The organism is Variovorax paradoxus, assembly GCF_024734665.1.
Lineage (GTDB): Bacteria > Pseudomonadota > Gammaproteobacteria > Burkholderiales > Burkholderiaceae_C > Variovorax.
Window position 1 is genome coordinate 2,191,413 of the sequence record NZ_CP102931.1, and the last position, 18,463, is coordinate 2,209,875.

14 protein-coding genes are annotated in these 18,463 nt (G+C 65.8%); 12 read left to right on the forward strand and 2 right to left on the reverse strand.

The annotated features are described in order from the left end of the window. The first annotated feature begins 75 nt into the window (after positions 1–75). From NWF24_RS10270 to cydX, 7 genes are all read left to right on the forward strand, one after another. Entirely contained in the window at positions 76–1,038 is a 963-nt protein-coding gene (locus NWF24_RS10270; protein WP_093237144.1) for an NAD(P)H-dependent flavin oxidoreductase, read from the forward strand. Between the two features lie 59 nt (positions 1,039–1,097). Further along, positions 1,098–2,210: an acyltransferase family protein gene (locus tag NWF24_RS10275; protein WP_309148881.1), complete on the forward strand. Its 1,113-nt coding sequence runs from the start codon at positions 1,098–1,100 to the stop codon at positions 2,208–2,210. Between the two features lie 155 nt (positions 2,211–2,365). Beyond that, entirely contained in the window at positions 2,366–4,054 is a 1,689-nt protein-coding gene (cydD, locus tag NWF24_RS10280; RefSeq protein WP_258354068.1) for a thiol reductant ABC exporter subunit CydD, read from the forward strand. After that, the gene (locus NWF24_RS10285; protein WP_258354069.1) at positions 4,051–5,763 is read left to right on the forward strand and encodes an amino acid ABC transporter ATP-binding/permease protein; all 1,713 of its coding nucleotides are present in this window, start codon (positions 4,051–4,053) and stop codon (positions 5,761–5,763) included. Before cydD ends, NWF24_RS10285 begins: the two co-directional genes overlap by 4 nt. 42 nt (positions 5,764–5,805) lie before the next feature. Then, positions 5,806–7,425: a cytochrome ubiquinol oxidase subunit I gene (locus NWF24_RS10290; protein WP_258354070.1), complete on the forward strand. Its 1,620-nt coding sequence runs from the start codon at positions 5,806–5,808 to the stop codon at positions 7,423–7,425. After that, positions 7,422–8,576: a cytochrome d ubiquinol oxidase subunit II gene (gene cydB / locus NWF24_RS10295; protein WP_258354071.1), complete on the forward strand. Its 1,155-nt coding sequence runs from the start codon at positions 7,422–7,424 to the stop codon at positions 8,574–8,576. Before NWF24_RS10290 ends, cydB begins: the two co-directional genes overlap by 4 nt. Positions 8,577–8,596: 20 nt before the next feature. After that, positions 8,597–8,746, forward strand: a complete 150-nt coding sequence (cydX, locus tag NWF24_RS10300; protein WP_258354072.1) for a cytochrome bd-I oxidase subunit CydX — start codon at positions 8,597–8,599, stop codon at positions 8,744–8,746. 15 nt (positions 8,747–8,761) lie between these two features. Here the strand turns inward: cydX and NWF24_RS10305 are convergent, their stop codons facing one another. Next, entirely contained in the window at positions 8,762–9,343 is a 582-nt protein-coding gene (locus NWF24_RS10305; protein WP_258354073.1) for a GbsR/MarR family transcriptional regulator, read from the reverse strand. 308 nt (positions 9,344–9,651) lie between these two features. Between NWF24_RS10305 and NWF24_RS10310 the strand changes: the two genes are divergently transcribed. From NWF24_RS10310 to NWF24_RS10330, 5 genes are read left to right on the forward strand one after another with little or no spacing between them, the layout of a single operon-like run. Next, positions 9,652–13,242: a methyltransferase domain-containing protein gene (locus NWF24_RS10310; RefSeq protein WP_258354074.1), complete on the forward strand. Its 3,591-nt coding sequence runs from the start codon at positions 9,652–9,654 to the stop codon at positions 13,240–13,242. Next, a complete protein-coding gene (locus tag NWF24_RS10315; RefSeq protein WP_258354075.1) occupies positions 13,235–14,386 on the forward strand; it encodes a glycosyltransferase family 2 protein in 1,152 nt (383 codons plus the stop codon). The genes NWF24_RS10310 and NWF24_RS10315 overlap by 8 nt, the downstream gene beginning before the upstream one ends. Further along, positions 14,379–15,338 carry a GNAT family N-acetyltransferase gene (locus tag NWF24_RS10320; RefSeq protein ID WP_258354076.1) on the forward strand — a complete coding sequence of 320 codons (960 nt, stop codon included), beginning with the start codon at positions 14,379–14,381 and terminating at the stop codon, positions 15,336–15,338. Before NWF24_RS10315 ends, NWF24_RS10320 begins: the two co-directional genes overlap by 8 nt. Next, positions 15,292–16,341 (forward strand): hypothetical protein, encoded by a 1,050-nt coding sequence (locus tag NWF24_RS10325; RefSeq protein WP_258354077.1) that lies wholly within the window; start codon positions 15,292–15,294, stop codon positions 16,339–16,341. The genes NWF24_RS10320 and NWF24_RS10325 overlap by 47 nt, the downstream gene beginning before the upstream one ends. Positions 16,342–16,367: 26 nt before the next feature. Next, positions 16,368–17,078, forward strand: coding sequence for a class I SAM-dependent methyltransferase (locus NWF24_RS10330; protein ID WP_258354078.1), 711 nt, complete (start codon positions 16,368–16,370; stop codon positions 17,076–17,078). Positions 17,079–17,139: 61 nt separating this feature from the next. On the opposite strand, the gene NWF24_RS10335 is transcribed toward NWF24_RS10330, so the two are convergent. Further along, positions 17,140–18,288 carry a DegT/DnrJ/EryC1/StrS family aminotransferase gene (locus NWF24_RS10335; RefSeq protein ID WP_258354079.1) on the reverse strand — a complete coding sequence of 383 codons (1,149 nt, stop codon included), beginning with the start codon at positions 18,286–18,288 and terminating at the stop codon, positions 17,140–17,142. Between the last annotated feature and the right edge of the window lie 175 nt (positions 18,289–18,463).

The window sequence follows — 18,463 nt, forward strand, 5'->3', positions numbered from 1 at the left end:
TTGCCGCTGTCGCCCATCTGACGGGCGATGGCGGCTTCTCTCTCTTATAAAACCGAACCCATCTCCGGAGACGACATGTCCAAGCTGCCCCCCGTACTCGCGAACCTGCCGCTGCCGATCATCGGCTCGCCGCTGTTCATCATCAGCAACCCCAAGCTCGTGATTGCGCAATGCAAGGCGGGCGTGGTCGGCTCGATGCCGGCGCTCAACGCGCGCCCCGCGGCGCAGCTCGAAGAGTGGCTGATCGAGATCACCGAAGAGCTCGCGGCCTACAACAAGGCCAACCCCGACAAGCCCGCCGCCCCGTTCGCCATCAACCAGATCGTGCACAAGAGCAATGATCGGCTCGAGCACGACATGGAAATGGTCGTGAAGTACAAGGTGCCGATCGTCATCACCTCGCTGGGCGCGCGCACCGACGTGAACGACGCGGTGCACAGCTACGGCGGCGTGACGCTGCACGACATCATCAACAACAAGTTCGCGCAGAAGGCCATCGAGAAGGGGGCCGACGGCATCATCGCCGTGGCGGCCGGTGCCGGCGGCCACGCGGGCGTGAAGAGCCCGTTCGCGCTCGTGCAGGAAATTCGCCAGTGGTTCGACGGCCCCATCGCGCTGTCGGGCTCCATCGCCACCGGCGGTGCGGTGCTTGCCGCGCAGGCCATGGGCGCCGACTTTGCCTACATCGGCACGGCCTTCATCGCGACCGAGGAAGCACGTGCGAGCGACGATTACAAGCAGGCCATCGTCGACGGTACTTCGGACGACATCGTCTATTCGAGCCTCTTCACCGGCGTGCACGGCAACTACCTCGCGCCCAGCATCGTCAAGGCCGGCATGGACCCGGCCAACCTGCCCGAGGGCGACGTGAAGACCATGAACTTCGGCGGCGGCGAAGGCAGCAAAGCCAAGGCCTGGAAGGACATCTGGGGCTCGGGCCAGGGCATTGGCGCCGTGACCGAAGTGGCCAGCGCCGCGGCCTTCATCGAAAAGCTCAAGCGCGAATACCAGGAAGCAAGGCAACGGCTCGCGCTTTGACTGCCACTGCGAACGGCGCCGCGCCTGCTGCCGGCGCGCCGCCGTCATCGCTGGGACGCATGCCGCTGCTCGACGCGGCCAAGGGCATCGCCTGTGCGGTGATCGTCGGACACCATCTCTCGCGCTACGGCCCGATGCCAGCCGGCGCGTATGCGCTCGCGCCTGATTTCTTCTCGTGGCTGGCCAACGAAGGCCGGCTGGCGGTGCAGGTGTTTCTCGTCATCGCCGGTTTTCTTGCGGCCGCCAGCCTTGCGCCCGACGGCATGCTGCGCGTGGAGCGGCCGGTGACGCGCATCCTGCAGCGCTATGGGCGGCTGGTCATGCCGTACCTCGCGGCGCTCACGGTGTGCGTGCTGGTCGCGGCGGTGGTGCGGCCGTGGCTCGACGAAGAGGTGGTGCCTGCGTCGCCGACATTCGGGCAACTCGTCGCGCACGGGTTGCTGCTGCAGGACCTGCTGGGCTACGAGTCGCTTTCGACGGGCGTCTGGTACGTAGCCATCGACTTCCAGCTGTTCGCGCTGGCGCTGGCACTGGTGGGCCTGCCTACGATGCTGCAGCGTTCCAGCGGCGCGCCGCCACTGAGTGCACAGGCGCGCTGGATGCCCGTGGCGCTGGTGCTCGGGCTGGCCGTGGCTTCGCTGGCGCTCTTCAATCGCAATGCCGGGCTGGACGACACAGCCTTCTATTTCTTCGGCACCTACGGCCTGGGTATGCTGGTGTTCTGGATCGGGCGCGCCACTCGGTCCAGCACCTGGCAGAGCGGGATCGCGCTGCTGGCGCTGCTAGGAGCGGGCACGCTGGCCATCGACTGGCGCAGTCGCATCGCCACCGCGCTGGTCACGGCGCTGCTGATTGCCATCGCGCAGCGCCGCAACTGGCTGTCGCCGAAGCACTGGCCCGCTGTGGCGCTGCCTTTGCTGCGGCTGGGGCGCATGTCGTACTCGCTGTTCCTGATCCATTTTCCGGTACTGCTTGCCATGAATGCGGCGGTTGCGAACTCCGGGCTGCACGGCGCGTGGTTCGACGCGGCCGGCCTCGTGGCGACCTTCGGCCTGTCAGTGGCCGCTGCGGCGCTGCTGTACCGCTGGGTGGAGGCGCGCCCGGCCTCGTGGCGCGCGGTGTTCACGCTTTTTGCTGCGCTGCTGGTCACCGGGCTAGTCGTTTCCCATTAAAGGGCCGGGCGCCCGCGCAGGCGCCCTGGCCGAATCCTCCTGAACCGGTTGCGTTCGAGCGCCGGAGCGTGCAGTCTGCGGGCTCGTCAGTCGCTTCCGTGTCCGGTATGATTGTGGAGATTTCAGTAATTACTGAAAATACACGAAACCAAGGAATGACCAAGCACTCGCCATCCCGATCGCCGCTGCGGGCCTTCGCGTCGCCTGACGTCGGCGGGGTGGTGCAGGGTGCCGCGGCGCTGCTCTGGCTGCCGCAAGCGGCGCTGCTGGCGATGGCTGTGCAGGGCTTGGCATCGGGTCGCGGCTTTGCTGCCGTGATCTGGCCCGCCGGTGCGATCCTGCTGCTCGGGCTGCTGCGGGCGGGTTGCGAGGCCTGGGGCGCTCGCCGGACCTTCACCCGTGCACGCGCACAACTCACGGTGCTGCGCGCGCAAACCGCTGCGGCGCTGGCTGGCGGCTCGCCGCTCGACCGCACCCGCGCGCCTTCCGGCCTCGCCGCCAGCGTGCTCGCCGAGCAGGCCGAGGCGCTGGTGCCGTACCTCGTGCGCTACCAGCCCGCGCGTTGGCGCGCGACGGTGGTGCCGATCTTCATCCTGTGCGCGGTGGCCGCCTTTTCATGGGTGGCCGCGCTGGTGCTGCTGTTCGCGGCGCCGCTCATTCCGGTCTTCATGGCCATCGTCGGCTGGCGCGCCAAGGCCGCGAGCGAAGCGCAGATGGTGGAGATGGGTGGCATGAACGCCTTCCTGCTTGACCGCCTCCGCGGGCTGGCGACACTGCGTGCGCTCGATGCGGTGGAGACCACGGCGCAGCGGCTGGGCGATGCAGCGCAATCCCTGCGTCGACGGACGATGGCGGTGCTGCGCATCGCGTTTCTCTCTTCGGCCGTGCTGGAGCTTTTCTCGGCGTTGGGCGTGGCGATGGTGGCCGTGTACGTTGGCTTTCACCTGTTGGGCTCGCTCGGCTTCGGCGCCTGGGGCCGGACGCTGAGCCTGGGCGAGGGACTGTTCGTGCTGTTGCTGGCACCGGCGTTCTTCGAGCCGCTACGGGAGCTGTCGATGGTCTGGCATGACCGGGCTGCGGGCGAAGCGGCACTGGAGGCGCTCGACCGCTTGCAGCGCAACGACCTGCCACTGCCCGGCGCGAACGCTTCGCTGACACGTGCCGCAACGGGTGCGTCCACCACCGCGCCCGCAATCGCCGTCCACAACCTGCATTTCTCCTGGCCCGGCGAGCAGCAAGAGGTCTTCGAAGGCTACGAGCTTCGCATCGCAGCCGGCGAACACGTCGCGCTGACGGGCCCCAGCGGCTCTGGCAAGACTGCATTGCTCTCAATGCTCGCAGGCCTCGTGCCCGCAACGCGAGGCGAGATCTCGATCGGCGGCGTGGCACTCACGGACCACACAGTGGCGGCGCTGCGCCAGCGCATGGCGTGGATGGGCCAGGCGCCGCACGTCTTCGCCGGCTCGGTCGAAACCAACGTGGCATTGGGGCGCGCGGGTGTCGACACCCCGCAGGTCGCCGAAGCCATGCGCTTCGCATCGCTCGAGGCCGTGACGCAGGCCCATCCCGGCGTAACGCTCGGCGAGGGCGGCCATGGCCTGTCTGGTGGCGAAGCCGTGCGACTCGCCCTCGCGCGCATCGCGGTGCACCCGCACGCCGACCTGCTGCTGGTGGACGAGCCAACGGCGCACCTCGACACAGAAACCGCCGGGCGCGTCGCCGATGCACTGGTGGCACTGGCGCGCGGCAAGACCCTCATTGTCGCCACGCACGACCCGGTGTTGGCGGCACGCATGGACCGCGCGGTGAACCTCGGCGCAGAAACGATGGAGAAGGCCGCATGAAGGCGGCACCTCTCCACGCCACGAATTGGCGCGACCTGCGCCTGGTGCTGCGCCCCTTCCTCGCCGCTCAGCCGCGTCCTCTTCTGCTGGGCTGCTTGCTCGCCGCAGTCACCGTGCTCGCAGGAATGGCGCTGCTGGGCCTCTCCGGCTGGTTCATCACCGCGACTGCATTGGCCGGCCTGCACGCAGCCACCGCCTTCACCTTCGACGTGTTCATGCCCTCCGCCGGCATTCGCCTGCTGGCACTCGGCCGCACTGCATCGCGTTACGGCGAGCGGCTTGTGACGCACGACGCGACCTTCGCCGTGCTCGCCACGCTGCGCGTTCGCCTGTTCCGCGGTTGGGCAAAGGCCGAGGCGGCGCGCGAACTGCTGATGCGTCCGGCCCGCCTGCTGTTTCGTTTGACGGCGGACATCGACGCGCTGGAATCGCTCTACCTTCGCCTGCTCGTGCCGGCCGCCGCTGCGCTGGGCGCAGCGATGCTGGCAGGTGTGGTGCTCGGCTTCATGCATGCCGCCATGGGCCTCGCGTTGATGCTCTGGCTCGTGACCGCCGGCTGGGGCATCGCATTCCTCGTCGCAAGGCGCGCACGCCGGCCAGCCGTGCAGCGCGCGCATGCCATCGAAGCGCTGCGCGCACGCGCGGTCGATCTTGTTGCGGGGCAGACCGATCTGGTGATGGCCGGCCGAATCGACGCGCAGCGCGAGGCTTTGATGAACGCCGACATGCACCTCGCCAAGGCCGACCTGGCACTGAACAAGCTCGAAGCGGCGGCCGGCTTCGCCTATGGCAGCGCGGGCACACTGACCCTCGTCGGCGTGCTGCTTGCCGTCGGCCTGCTGGTGGGCGAGGGCGTCATCGGTGCGCCGGCGGCGGCACTGGCGCTGCTGGTGGCGCTCACCGCGACCGAACCCTTCGCGGCCTTGCGCCGCGGTGCGCTCGATGCGGGCCGCACGTGGCTGGCGGTGCGGCGTCTTGCACCGCGCATGAGCGAGGAGTCCGCCTCAACGTCAACGTCGAACGAACCCGATGCGACGCTCGCATTGCAACTGCAGCGCGTCACTGTGGTCCACGCTCGCAGTCGCACACCCGTCCTGAGCGACGTGACATTGGCCCTGAACGCGGGTGAGCGCGTCGCATTGATCGGCGCCAGCGGCGCAGGCAAGTCGACGCTGCTCGCCGCCATCGCAGGCGAAATCACGCCACAAGCAGGCAGCAAGAGCGCACAGCCCGCGTGCCTTCTGACCCAACGCACCGAACTCTTCCAGGACAGCCTGCGCGACAACCTCCGCCTCGCCGCGCCCAACGCCACCGACGACCAACTGCACGCCGTACTGCACGCGGCAGGCCTCGAAGACGAAGTGCGCGCATTGGCCACAGGCCTCGACACCCGACTCGGCGAAGGCGGCCTGGGCCTCTCCGGCGGCCAGTCGCGCCGCCTCGCACTGGCCCGCCTGCTGCTGCGCCCCGTGCCCCTCTGGCTGCTCGACGAACCCACCGAAGCACTCGACGCCGCCACCGCACACGACGTGCTGCACCGCCTCGTCCAACACGCAGGCTCGCGCACCTTGCTGATTGCCACGCACCTGCGCCGCGAAGCCGCGCTCGCCGACCGCCTCGTGTGCATGCGCCAGGGCCGCGTCGTCGCCGACCTGCGGCGCGGCACCGAAGCCTTCGACGCCGCACTGCGCAGCCTGCGCCCCGACTGAACTCGCAAAAGAAAAAACAGGGAACACAAAGGAAGAACCCCCATGGACCTCGACATCGTCGCGCTATCGCGCCTGCAGTTCGCCGTCACGGCGCTGTATCACTTCCTGTTCGTGCCGCTGACGCTCGGGCTTTCGATCATCCTCGCCATCATGGAGACGGTCTACGTGATGACCGGCCGCGTGATCTGGCGCGACATGACGAAATTCTGGGGCGTGCTGTTCGGCATCAACTTCGCGATGGGCGTGGCCACCGGCATCGTGATGGAGTTCCAGTTCGGCATGAACTGGAGTTACTACAGCCACTACGTCGGCGACATCTTCGGCGCGCCGCTGGCCATCGAGGGGCTGATGGCCTTCTTCATGGAGGCCACCTTCGTCGGCCTGTTCTTCTTCGGCTGGGACAAGCTCTCCAAGGTGGGCCATCTGATCTCGACATGGGCCGTGGCCATCGGCTCCAACTTCTCGGCGCTGTGGATCCTCATTGCCAACGGCTGGATGCAGAACCCCGTGGGCGCGGCCTTCAACCCGCAGACCATGCGCATGGAGGTGACCGACTTCTTTGCGGTGCTGACCAACCCGGTGGCACAGGCCAAGTTCGTGCACACCGTGTCGGCCGGGTACGTGTGCGCCGCCGTGTTCGTGCTCGGCGTGTCGGCCTGGTATGTGCTCAAGGGCCGTCACCTCGAGCTGGCCAAGCGCTCGATGACGGTCGCGGCCTCGTTCGGCCTGGCCGCCGCGCTGTCGGTGGCTGTGCTCGGCGACGAGAGCGGCTATCTCTCCGGCGAACACCAGAAGATGAAGCTGGCCGCCATCGAAGCCATGTGGGAGACGCAACCTGCGCCTGCCGCATTCACCGTCATCGGCTTCCCCGATCAGGAGGCGCGCGAGACGCACTACGCCATCCACATTCCCGGGGTGATGGGGCTGATCGGCACGCGCTCGCTCAACACGGTGATGCCCGGCATCGACGAGTTGGTGAAGCGTGCCGAGGCTCGCATCAGAGAAGGCCTCAAGGCCTACGACGCGCTGCAGAAGATCCGCGAGGCAGGCGGCACCGGCAAGGTAACGCAGGGTGTGCGCGGCGACTTCGAGGACAACGGCATCAACATGGGCTACGCGCTGCTGCTCAAGCGCTATGTGGACGACCCGCGCCAGGCCACCGACGAGCAGATCACCAAGGCCGCATGGGACACCGTGCCGCAAGTAGCGCCGCTGTTCTGGCTGTTCCGCGTGATGGTGGGCATCGGCATGCTGCTGATCCTGCTGACAGGCACCTTCTTCGTGCTCTCCGCGCGCCGCAAGCTCGACAGCTACCGCTGGCTGCTGAAGCTCGCCGTGTTCGCGATTCCGCTGCCTTGGATTGCCATCGAGTCGGGCTGGCTGGTGGCGGAGTTCGGCCGCCAGCCGTGGGTGATCGAAGGCGTGCTGCCTACCGCAGTGGCCGTGTCGAACCTCGGCGTGAAGACGCTGCTGCTCACGCTCGCGGGCTTCATCGCGATCTACACCACGCTGCTCATCATCGAGATGAAGCTGATGCTCAAGGCCATCCGCAAGGGGCCTGAAGCCGAGCACGCTCCCGACGAGGGCGACACGTTTTCGCACATTCCGCCGGCCCACGCAGGCGCGGCCATTCCTTCTCCTTCCACCGGGAGCGCAGCATGATCCTCCACACACTCCTCGACTACGACACCCTGCGCATCATCTGGTGGCTGCTGATCGGCGTGCTGCTGGTGGGCTTCGCCGTGACCGACGGCTTCGATCTGGGCAGCGGCATGCTGCTGCCCTTTGCCGCGCGCAACGACATCGAACGCCGCGTCGTCATCAACAGCGTGGGCCCGGTGTGGGAAGGCAACCAGGTGTGGCTGATCCTCGGTGGCGGCGCGATCTTCGCGGCATGGCCGCAGCTGTACGCCGTGTCTTTCTCGGGCTTCTACCTGGCGATGTTCGTGATTCTCACGGCGCTGATCCTGCGGCCCGTGGCCTTCAAGTTCCGCAGCAAGCGCGAGTCGCCGCAATGGCGCGCGCGCTGGGACTGGGTGCTGTTCTTCAGCGGCTTCGTGCCTGCGCTGATCTGCGGCGTGGCCGTGGGCAACGTGCTGCAGGGCGTGCCGTTCCGCTTCAGCGCCGACATGCACATCTTCTATGACGGCAGCTTCTTCGGCCTGCTGAATCCGTTCGCGATCCTGTGCGGGCTGGTGTCGGTGGCGATGCTGGTGATGCATGGTGCCTCGTGGCTGCTGCTGAAGACTGCCGGGCCGGTGGCCGAGCGCGCTCGCACCTACGGCATGGTTGCGGCGGTGCTCACCATCGCGCTGTACGCGCTGGCCGGTGTGCTGCTGGCAACGAGCATCGGCGGCTACCGCATCAGCAGCGTGGTCGATGCGGTGGGGCCGTCGAACCCGATGCTGAAGACGGTCCAGCTGCACGCAGGCGCATGGACCGCCAATTACGCGGCGCACTCGTGGACGCTCGCCGCACCGGCAGCCGGCTTCGTCGGCGCGCTGGGTGCTTTGCTCGGGCTCGTGCTGCGCCGCCCGGTGCTCGCGCTGCTGACGGCGGCGCTCGGCATCGCCGGCATCATCCTGAGCGTGGGAGCGTCGATGTTCCCGTTCATCCTGCCGTCGTCGATCGATCCGCGCGCCAGCCTCACGGTGTGGGACTCATCGTCGAGCCACCTCACGCTGTTCATCATGCTGGTGGTCACGGCCTTCTTCATTCCGCTGATCGTGGCCTACACCAGCTGGGTCTATCACGTGCTGTGGGGCAAGGTCGACGAGCAGGCCATCCGCGATGAGAGCGGCCACGCCTACTGAACGAACAGAGGAGAGAAAAGATGTGGTACTTCGCCTGGATCCTCGGCCTGCCGCTGGCAGCCGCTTTCGCCGTACTCAATGCGATGTGGTACGAACTCATGGACGACGAGGCCGTGCGCAAGGCCAAGCTCGGAACGCCCGAATCGCCGGCGGGGCAGGAGCGGCTTTAGAGACTCCAGGCAGGCCTATTCGGCCGCCTTCTTCTTCGACGCTGCGCCGCTGGTGATGCGGTCCTTGAGCGTCAGCACCTTCGTCACGGTCGCGCCCATGCCCATGAGCTTCATGGCGGTCTCGGGCGCGAGCCGCTGCACGTCGTCGAACCACTTCATCAGTCGGTCGATCAGGTCGTGCATCTCGCGCATGCGCTCCTGCGCATGGCGCTCGGCGTCGCTCGTGGGCGATTCGAGCAGGGCGTTGCGCAGCATCGAGAGCGTGGGTTCGATCTCGCGGCGGCGGCGCTCCTCGGCCAGTACGCGAAAGATTTCCCACACGTCCGAAGGCGCCTCGAAGTATTCGCGCCGGTCGCCCGGGTGATGCCGCAGGTGCACCAGCCGCCAGGCCTGTAGCTCCTTCAGGCCCATGCTGACGTTCGAGCGCGAGAACTCGAGCAGTTCGGCGATCTCGTCGGCGTTGAGCGCGCGCTCCGACAAGAAGATCAGCGCATAGATCTGCCCGACGGTGCGGTTGATGCCCCACTTGCTGCCCATCTCGCCGAAATGGGCGACGAACTGGCGGTTGAGAGGCGGGAGATCGGAAGAGGTTGCCATGCGCGGGATTGTCGCGCGCTGCATCCCGTAATTGCAGAAGCTCCCGGAATCTTTGGAATAGTCCAAAAGTTTACAAAATTCACCGATATATGGGATGGCGGGATGTATTTTTGTTAACAAAAATAAACATTCATAAAGCTTACGCACAAATGTGGTGCGCGTTTGGCTTCTCGTTAACGGTTTCGGTCCTGCTGAAACCTCGCGAGGCCGGCCATCGCGGGGGGTAGGCGACAACTGCTGCAGCAACGGCGCTGCAGTGTGGATCGGGCCGACGGGTCGGGCCCGCATCGTTACAAAGGTGGCATTGAATGGGCGAGATTTTCAGAAGGCCTCAACCCCGCAAGGGGCTGTCTTGGACCGGCGAGCGCTTCACCACGATCGCGCGCGGGGAAGTGGAAATCGAGCACCTGCACAGGTACTTTGTTGCCCGCGAGATGTGCAGGGGCCTCGACGTACTCGATGTGGCGTCCGGCGAAGGGTACGGCTCCGCGCTGCTGGCGCAGAGCGCGAAGTCGGTCGTGGGCGTGGAACTGTCCCAGGAAACGGTGGATCACGCCAAGCGCGAGTACACCGCGGACAACCTGCGGTACGTGCAGGGCGATGCCCGCCGGATTCCCGCGCCCGACCACTGCGTGGACGCCGTGGTCTCGTTCGAGACCCTCGAACACTTCTACGAGCACGAGGCCTTCTTCAAGGAGGTACGCCGGGTGCTGCGGCCGAACGGATTCCTGCTGGTCTCGACGCCTGACCTGAACGTGTATTCGATCTCGAACACCGAGCCCAATCCCTACCACGTGCACGAGTTGACTCATCAGGAATTCGACGCAGTGCTGCGCAGCCATTTCCCGAGCGTAGCGATCTGCGGACAGCGCATGCTGGCCGGCTCTGTGCTCGCCCAGCCAGATTCCGTCATGCAGGAACTGCTCACCTTCGAGCGCCGCGGCGGCGACCACTACGAGATGGGGCGCGGCGTCGTCAGGGCCAAGTATCTGCTCGGCGTTGCCGCCCTCGGCGAGCAGTTGCCCGCCATTCCCGCCAGCGTTTTCGTGGAGGACACAGCCGTCGAGCAGATGCTCGCGGCGGTGGGCCAGGTCGCCGCGCTGCAACAGGACAGCAGGGAGGTCAGGGCCGAGCTGGAACGCGCGGGCGGCTACGCACGTTCGCTGGAGGCGGCGCTCAACGACAGGAACCAGGCGCTGCAGAACGTTCAGCAACAAGCTCAGGCGCTCCTGAACGAACTCCAGCGCGCCGAAGGCTATGCGCATACGTTGGCAGCGGGCCTGAAGGAGAAGCACAAGGCGCTCGAAGAGGCCCGCGCATGGAGTGAGACGGTCCAGCAGTCGCAGAACGCAGCCAGCGCCGAGCTGGCCCGGCTCTCCGCCCAGTTGGCCGAAACCCGGCACCAACTGGCGCACGCAGCGTCGGGGCTCGATGACACTTCGGCGCGGTTGCACGGCGTGCTGGCATCGACCAGTTGGCGCGTGACCGCGCCGCTGCGCGACCTCAGCGCAAGCTTCCCGAGGGTGCGCGCTTTCGCTTCGCGGCAGCTGGCCGCCCATCCGCGCCTCAGGACGGTCGCGCGCCGCGGCATCAAGGCCATCTGGTGGACGGCGACGGGCCAGCTCGGAAAGAAGCTGGCGGCCCGGCGTGCGCGAAAGAGCAGCGCGGCCACGCAGCCCGCGGAAGCGGCTCCTGCACCCGCGCCGGCACCTGTGCAGACCACCGCTCCCTCCGGGATTCCTTGCGTCGTGCCTGTCGCGCAGGCGGCTGTCGCCATTGCGGAAGAGGCGACGCCCCTCACGCCGAAGCAACTGGCCATGCAAGAGGCACAGCGCGAGCTGGAGTGCTTCCTCGACGCGGGTGAGCGCCTCGCGCTGCGCAGCGAACGGCCCCCGCTGATCTCGGTGCTGGTCGTCACCTGGAACGCTGCCTACTTCACGCTCAAGTGCCTGCGCGCGCTTGCGGCGGAGATGAAGCTTGCCGACACGCCGCCTTTCGAGGTCATCGTGTTCGACAACGCCTCGACCGACCGCACTGCCGAACTGCTGGCGCGGGCCGACGGTGTGCGTGTCATCAACAGCGCATCCAACATCGGTTTCCTGCGGGGCTGCAACGAGGCCGCACCGCAGGCCAAGGGCCAGGCCCTGCTGTTGCTCAACAGCGACGCCTTCGTGCGCGCGGGCACGCTGCGTGCGGCGTGGGAGCGCCTGCGGTCGGCGCCCGATGTCGGCGCGGTCGGTGCCCGTCTGGTCCACACCACCGGCCTGCTGCAGGAGGCCGGCGCGCTGGTCTGGGCCGACGCAAGCACGCAGGGGTATTGCCGCGGCATGGCTGCCGAGACCGACGAGGTCATGTTTGTGCGCGACGTGGACTATTGCTCGGGTGCGTTCCTGATGACCAAGCTGAGCGATTGGCACGGCCTGGGCGGCTTCGACGAGCGCTATGCGCCGGCCTACTACGAAGAAGTGGACTACTGCCTGCGGCTGCGCGAGCGGGGCCTTCGCGTGGTCTACGAGCCAGGGGCTTGCGTCGATCACTTCGAGTTCGGCAGCGAGAGCAAGCGCGGCGATGCGATCGAGCAGAGCATCAGGAACCAGAAGAAACTGCGCGAAAGGCATGCGCGCTTTCTTCGAACCAGCTGCCTGCCGCCGAGCGCACCCAACGTACTGTTTGCCCGCACCGCTTCGAAGCCTCGCATGGGGCGTCTGCTGGTCATCGACAACGAGGTGCCGTTCGAATCCCTGGGGTCGGGCTATCCGCGCTGCAGGGCCATGATCAATGCGGCGTCGCAGGCGGGCTGGGCGGTCACGTTCTTCTCGCTGCACAACCCGAACACGGATTGGGCCCGGGTACGCGCGGAATTCAACCCCGACGTCGAGTTCATCGTCGACCGGACGGTGATGCGCCTGCCGGAGTTCCTGCAGGAGCGCCACGGCTACTACGATGCGGCCATCGTCAGCCGGCCCGACAACATGCGCCTGGTGTCGAAGGTGCTGGAGTTTTCTCCGCATCTTCTGCGAGGCACCCGGATCGTCTACGACGCGGAGGCGTTGTTCGCCACGCGCGCCGCGCTCGAGGCGACGTGGGCGGGACGCGCGACACAGCCGTCCGCCACGCAGGAAGCGATCAGCGAGGAAGTCTCGCTCGCGCTGGACGCCGATGCCGTCATCTGCGTGAACGAGCTCGAGGCTGTGCAGTTCCGCAACCGCCTGAAGGTGCCTGTGAGCGTGCTCAGCCATGCAGTGAAGGACGTGGGCGCCATGGTGCCTTTCGAGAGGCGCCGCGGATTCTTGTTCGTGGGCCGGCTGCTGGAGCCGTCCGCGCCGAACTGGGTCGGCCTGGCCTGGTTCATCAAGGAGGTCTGGCCGCAGATCCGGGCGCGGATCAAGGATGCGACCTTGGACATCGTCGGGCATGTGGGGCAGGATCGCGCGGAGCTGATGGCGCCCGGCGTGCGCATCCTCGGTGCCGTGGAGGACCTGTCGAGCGTGTTCGCTTCGTCGCGTGTCTTCGTCGCGCCGATTCACTTTGCAGCAGGCATCCCGATCAAGATCCTCGATGCATCGGCCGCGGGGCTGCCGGTGGTGGCCACCCCGCTCATGGCCGAGCAGCTCGACTGGTCCGTACCGCTGGAAATCCGCACCGCGGCCCTGGCCGACAGCTTCGCGGAGAACGCGGTCGAGTTGCACGAGCAGGCGGCCATGTGGGTTGCGCAGTCCGCGGCGGCACGCGCTCGCGTGGCGCGCGACCACAGTGCGCAGGCCTTTGCATCGAGTCTCTCGCTGATCCTCGGCTCGGACGCCCCTCCTGCGGCCGTGTCCGCACCGCCCGCCGTGCTTGCACTGCCCGCGGCCATCAAGAAGCTGTCCTCGGTTCGTCCGAAGGTGGCTCATGCGTGAGATGCAAGCACCGGCCTCGTTCACGGAATCCCAGCGCACGGCCTATGCCCTGATCCGCCGCAGCGGCTTGTTCGATGCGCATTGGTACACCTCGCAGCTGGCGAACATGGCCTTGCCGTCGGACCTTGTCGCGCACTACGTGACCGAGGGCGTCTTCCTGGGGCTCTGGCCCAATCCCTACTTCGATGGCGACTGGTACCTGGTGAAGTACCCCGACGTGGCGGCGGCCGGTGTCAATCCATTAGCGCACTATGTGGAATTCGGCCGCTCCGAAAGACGCGCGCCGCGCGGCTCGGTCGACCCCTACCTCGAGGACGCCCTGGGTCGAATCTCCCAGCTCGAGTACAAGCTGGCCCACGAGCAGCAGCGCGTCGATCACCTGCTGGGCGAGGTCGAAGGAATGGCGCACTTCAGGGACGAGTTCGAGAAGGTGCGTCACACGAAGTCCTACCAGGCGGTCTTCGAGGAGCCGGCGCCCCTGGTCACGGTCAGCATCGCGACGGCCGGCCGGCCGGACCTGCTGATCGAGCGCTGCCTGGCGTCGGTGATGAACCAGACCCATGAGAATTTGCAGATCCTCGTCGTTGGCGATCATTGCACCGACGACACTGAGCAACGCCTGCGCGCGTTGAACGACCCGCGCATCGAATTCCACAACATGCCCCGCCGCGGGCCCTATCCGCGGCCCGGGCGCGACCGCTGGCTGGTTGCCGGTACCGAGCCGGCCAACGTGGCTCGCCCTCTTTCGAGGGGCAGCTTCATCACCTACCTCGACGACGACGACGCCTTCGAGCTGCATCGGATCGAACGGCTGATCGATGTTTCGCGCGAGACACGGGCGGACTTCATCTGGCACAGCTTCTGGTTCCTGCAGCGCGACGGTTCCTGGGTGCCCCATGGCAATGGGCGTTTCGAGCACGGCGAGGTCGGCACCTCGATGGTGTTTCACCATGGATGGTTCAAAATCCTTCCGTTCGACGTTCGCGCCTACAGGGTGCAGGAGCCGGGCGACTGGAACTTCGCGCGGCGGATCAACTACCTTCGTCCGAACAAGCACTTTCTTCGCGAACCATTGACGCGCTACTACAAGAACTATGGTGAAACCTCCTTCGTGGCGCAGGAAGGCGAGGAGTTTCTTGACTGACGACAGCGCGGCGGTCCGGCGCGGCATCGCAAGTCCCTACGCCTGCAGGCGCTATGCCGAAGCGGTGGCACAGGGGGCCGCGCCGATCCCGCTGCAGCGCTCGGGCGGCTGGCTGCTTAGCCACGTCGTCGGCACCACGGGCCGCCGGGACGCGCGCGCGTGCTACCCGCTTTTCGGTTGCCACGATTGGGCGCTGCTGCCGTACGATCTGGCCGCGCTCGACGACAGCCTGGTCAGCGTGACCGCCGTGATCGATCCGCTGCATGACACCGACGAAGAAACGCTGCGCCTCGCTTTTCCGGATCTGCTGAAAATCTACAAGATGCACAACGTTGTCGACCTGAACCCGCTCGGCGATGCGTTGGCGGCCGTCTCCAGCCATCATCGGCGCAACATCAAGCTCGCCATGGACGCGGTCGATGTCGAAGTCTGTGCCCAACCCGCCGCGTTCGCCGCCGAGTGGCTGAGCCTTTACGGCGCGCTGGCCGAGCGGCACGACATTTCGGGCGCCGCCGATTTCTCGGCGCAGAGCCTGGTCGCCCAGCTCGGCTTGCCGGGGTTGACCGCGCTGCGGGCCGTGCGCAACGGCGATACCGTCGGCATGACCCTGTGGCTCGCGAACGAGCGCCACGCCTACTACCACCTCGGCGCGTACAGCGAGCAGGGCTATGCCCACCGGGCCTCGTTCGCCATGTTCAGTGCGGCAATCGAGCACTTCGCGGAACTCGGCCTCGCCTGCATCAACCTCGGCGCCGGCGCGGGCGTCACAGGCGACGCCGCGGATGGGCTGAGTCGTTTCAAGGGGGGCTGGGCAACGCGGCAGCTGCCGGCATACCTGGGCGGGCGCATCGGTGACCGGGCAGCCTATCGTTGCCTGAGCGAGGCCAGCCCGCAAGAAGAGTCCGGTGGCTATTTCCCCGCCTACCGTGCGCCGGGAGCCGGTCGTGGATGATTCGGCGGCGCGCATGGCATCGGGTGTCCCCATGGTCAGGAAGATCCCCTTGGCCGACCGGGACGGCTGGCGCGGTGCGCTCGAAGGCATTCCCCACGGATTCGGACACACCTGGGAGAGCTGTGCCGCAGTCGAGCTGACGACTGGCCTGCCGACCTTTCTCTACACCGACGAAACGCCGGGGCTTCGCGTGGTGTCGCCGATCTGCGAGCGTAGCTTTCAGGGCCATCTCGACGTGGTCACGCCCTACGGCCTGTCCGGCCTGGCCGGCGCTGCGCTGCAAGCGGGCGCCGGATACGACCGCTGGGTGGCGTTTGCACGGCAGCAAGGCTATGTGTGCGGCTACATCACCGTCCATCCGCTGTTTGCCCCTGCGGAGTGTGCGAGCCTGCCGGAATATGCCGCGCACAACGACCTCTACGTGCTCGACTTGCGTGCGCCGCAGCAGGCGCTGCTCGACGCCATGTCGCAGAACCCGCGGCGCGTGCTCAAGGCCTTCGAGCGCAGCGATGCCAGCCTCGTCGACGATCGGCAGGCGCTCCTTGCCTTCCTGATGGAAAACGCCGACGAGTTCATGGAAAGCAAGAACTTCAGCGGCCAGTCACGGCTGAATGCGCGCAGCCTCGAGGCTTTGGGCCATGCGGACAACACTCTCGCTATCGGGGTTCGAATCGACGGTGACATCGTTGCCGCGGCGCTGTACGGCTATTCCGATTTCTGCGCCGACATGTCGTTGGTGGTGATTCCGCCCGCGGGCCGCGGGACTATGACGGCGTTGATCTGGGGCGGCATCCAGCGGCTCAAGGGCCTCGGCGTTGCGCTGCTCAACCTCGGCGGCGGTATCCGACGCGACGACGGTGTGGCGCAATTCAAGGAGCGCTTCGGCCCGAGGAAGTGTCCCCTCGGCGCGCTCAAGCAGGTGTACAGGCCGGACATCTTCAACCGGTTGTGCGAAGCGCACGTTGCGGCGCCCACTGCTTTCTTTCCCCCTTACCGCGCCTGAAAACCGGCCGCTCACACCACTTACAGATGTACTCCAAATCCGCGAAATACTACGACGCGATCTACAGCTTCGTCGACTATGCCGGCGCCAGCGCGAAGCTGCGGGCGCTGATCCAGGAACAGGCTCCGAATGCGCAGTCGCTGCTGGACGTGGCGTGCGGCACGGGCAAGCATTGCGAATTCATCGACCGCGATCTGGCCATGATCGAAGGCCTCGACATCAGCCCTGAGTTGCTCGAGGTTGCCCGCGCGCGGTTGCCCCATCGCACCTTCCACCAGGGCGACATGGCCGCGTTCTCACTGGGCAAGACCTTCGATGTCGTGACTTGTCTCTTCAGCGCGATCGGCTATGCGGAAACGCTGGAACGCATGCAGGCGGCAATCAGGAACATGGCCGCGCATGCGGCTGCGGGCGGTCTCGTGGTCGTCGAGCCCTGGTTCTCTCCGCAAACCTACTGGAGCGGACACATCACCGCCAACCACGTCGATGAAAAGGACCTGAAGATCAGCTGGATGTACATCGCGCAGAAGGTTGGTCTGGTTTCCGTGCTCGATATCAACTACCTGGTGGGCACGCCGCAAAGCGTCGATCACTTCAAGGAAGAGCACCGATTGGGCCTGTTCACCCACGAGCAGTACCTTGACGCGTTTGCGGCTGCCGGCCTGGAGGTGAGCTACGACGCGAAGGGGCTGGTCGGGCGAGGCATGTATGTCGGCCGCCGGCGCCAAGGGGTTTGACGCGGACATCCTGCCGATGCTCTGCCGCAATCTGAAAAATGAAAAGAAAAATGCGCTGATTCTATTTTTGCGACACGGCCTTCCAGAATATTTCCCAGACTTTTTCTGCCGTATCGGGTTCGCAGTCGTCGTAAACGGGCAGGCATACCGTATTGTCTGAAAGAAAAGCCGCCGCCGGAAATGATTCGGCATCGGTCGCAATGGGCCCGAGAGGGTGGTAGTAGCGTCGAACCTGCAAACCCGAAGTTGCGCACAAGGCGACGACACGGTCGGCACTCTTTTCTTTGGGAAGTCGAATTGGAAAGCATTGCCATGGCGCAATTCGCTCGGAACCTTCGGCGCAAAAAGTCACGAGGCCGTGCTTCATTGAAAATCGATTGAGCTTGGCAGCGTAATCCTGCCTTTCCTTGATTCTGGCGGGAATGTCCTCGAGCGTTGCACATGCCATCGATGCGGTAAGTTCGTCCATTTTTCCATTGAAGCCGCTGCCGCGAGGAATTCGTCCATCGGCCCACAGGCCGAAATTCAACGCCGACCGCAAATCGTCCTCGTACCGGGCGGGTGCCACGATGAGCCCTCCTTCGCCAACCCCGAAGGGCTTCGTCGAGTGGAGGGAAAAAACCTCGATACTGTCCGGCAAGCTGTAGTCGGAAATAACTTCTTTCGTGACTCCCAGTGCAGCCGCGCCGTCGACGATGAGAGGAACGCCCGATTTCCTGCACGCCATTTCCAAAGGAGAAAGGTCCGACCATATGCCGTAGGGACGCACTGCGATCACGGCACGGCAACCTTTATTCTGAACTGCATCTTCAACGCCGTCCGCGTCAAGTACGCCGGTTCTGGGGTCGATATCGCCGAGCACGACATCCAGGCCAGCCGCCCGCACGGCGGAGGCGGTTGCCGCAAACGTGAAGGCTGGAACGAGCACCGCGCCCTGCACCCTGAGAGCCACGAGCGCCGCGGACAATCCGACCGTGCAATTGGCGCAAGTGATGGGCTGGCGCCCGGGAAAATATGATTTCAATGCTTCTTCGAAGCAATAGGACACCGGCCCGAAGTTCGAGAAATACCCGGCCTGACGCGACTTTTCGAAATATTTCTCCAGTCTGCCGAGCGCTGGAAGCTTCGGTTTCACGAATGGATATTTGTACTGGGAAGGAATTTCCCAATGACTGAAACTGGGTACACTTGCAGGCTGTAGATTGGTCATTGGGGTGCGATCCAGGGTAGGGAGTTCCGGTATGGATTCGAATTCTTTGGTAATAAATTTTACCTCGATATCGCATCTTGAAGTGCTCTCCACGCGCCGGGGGATTGCATTTCGTGGCGCAAAAGGTACCGCTACCGATCGCTCCTTTTCAGTTTCGTATTGACTGCAGTCTGTA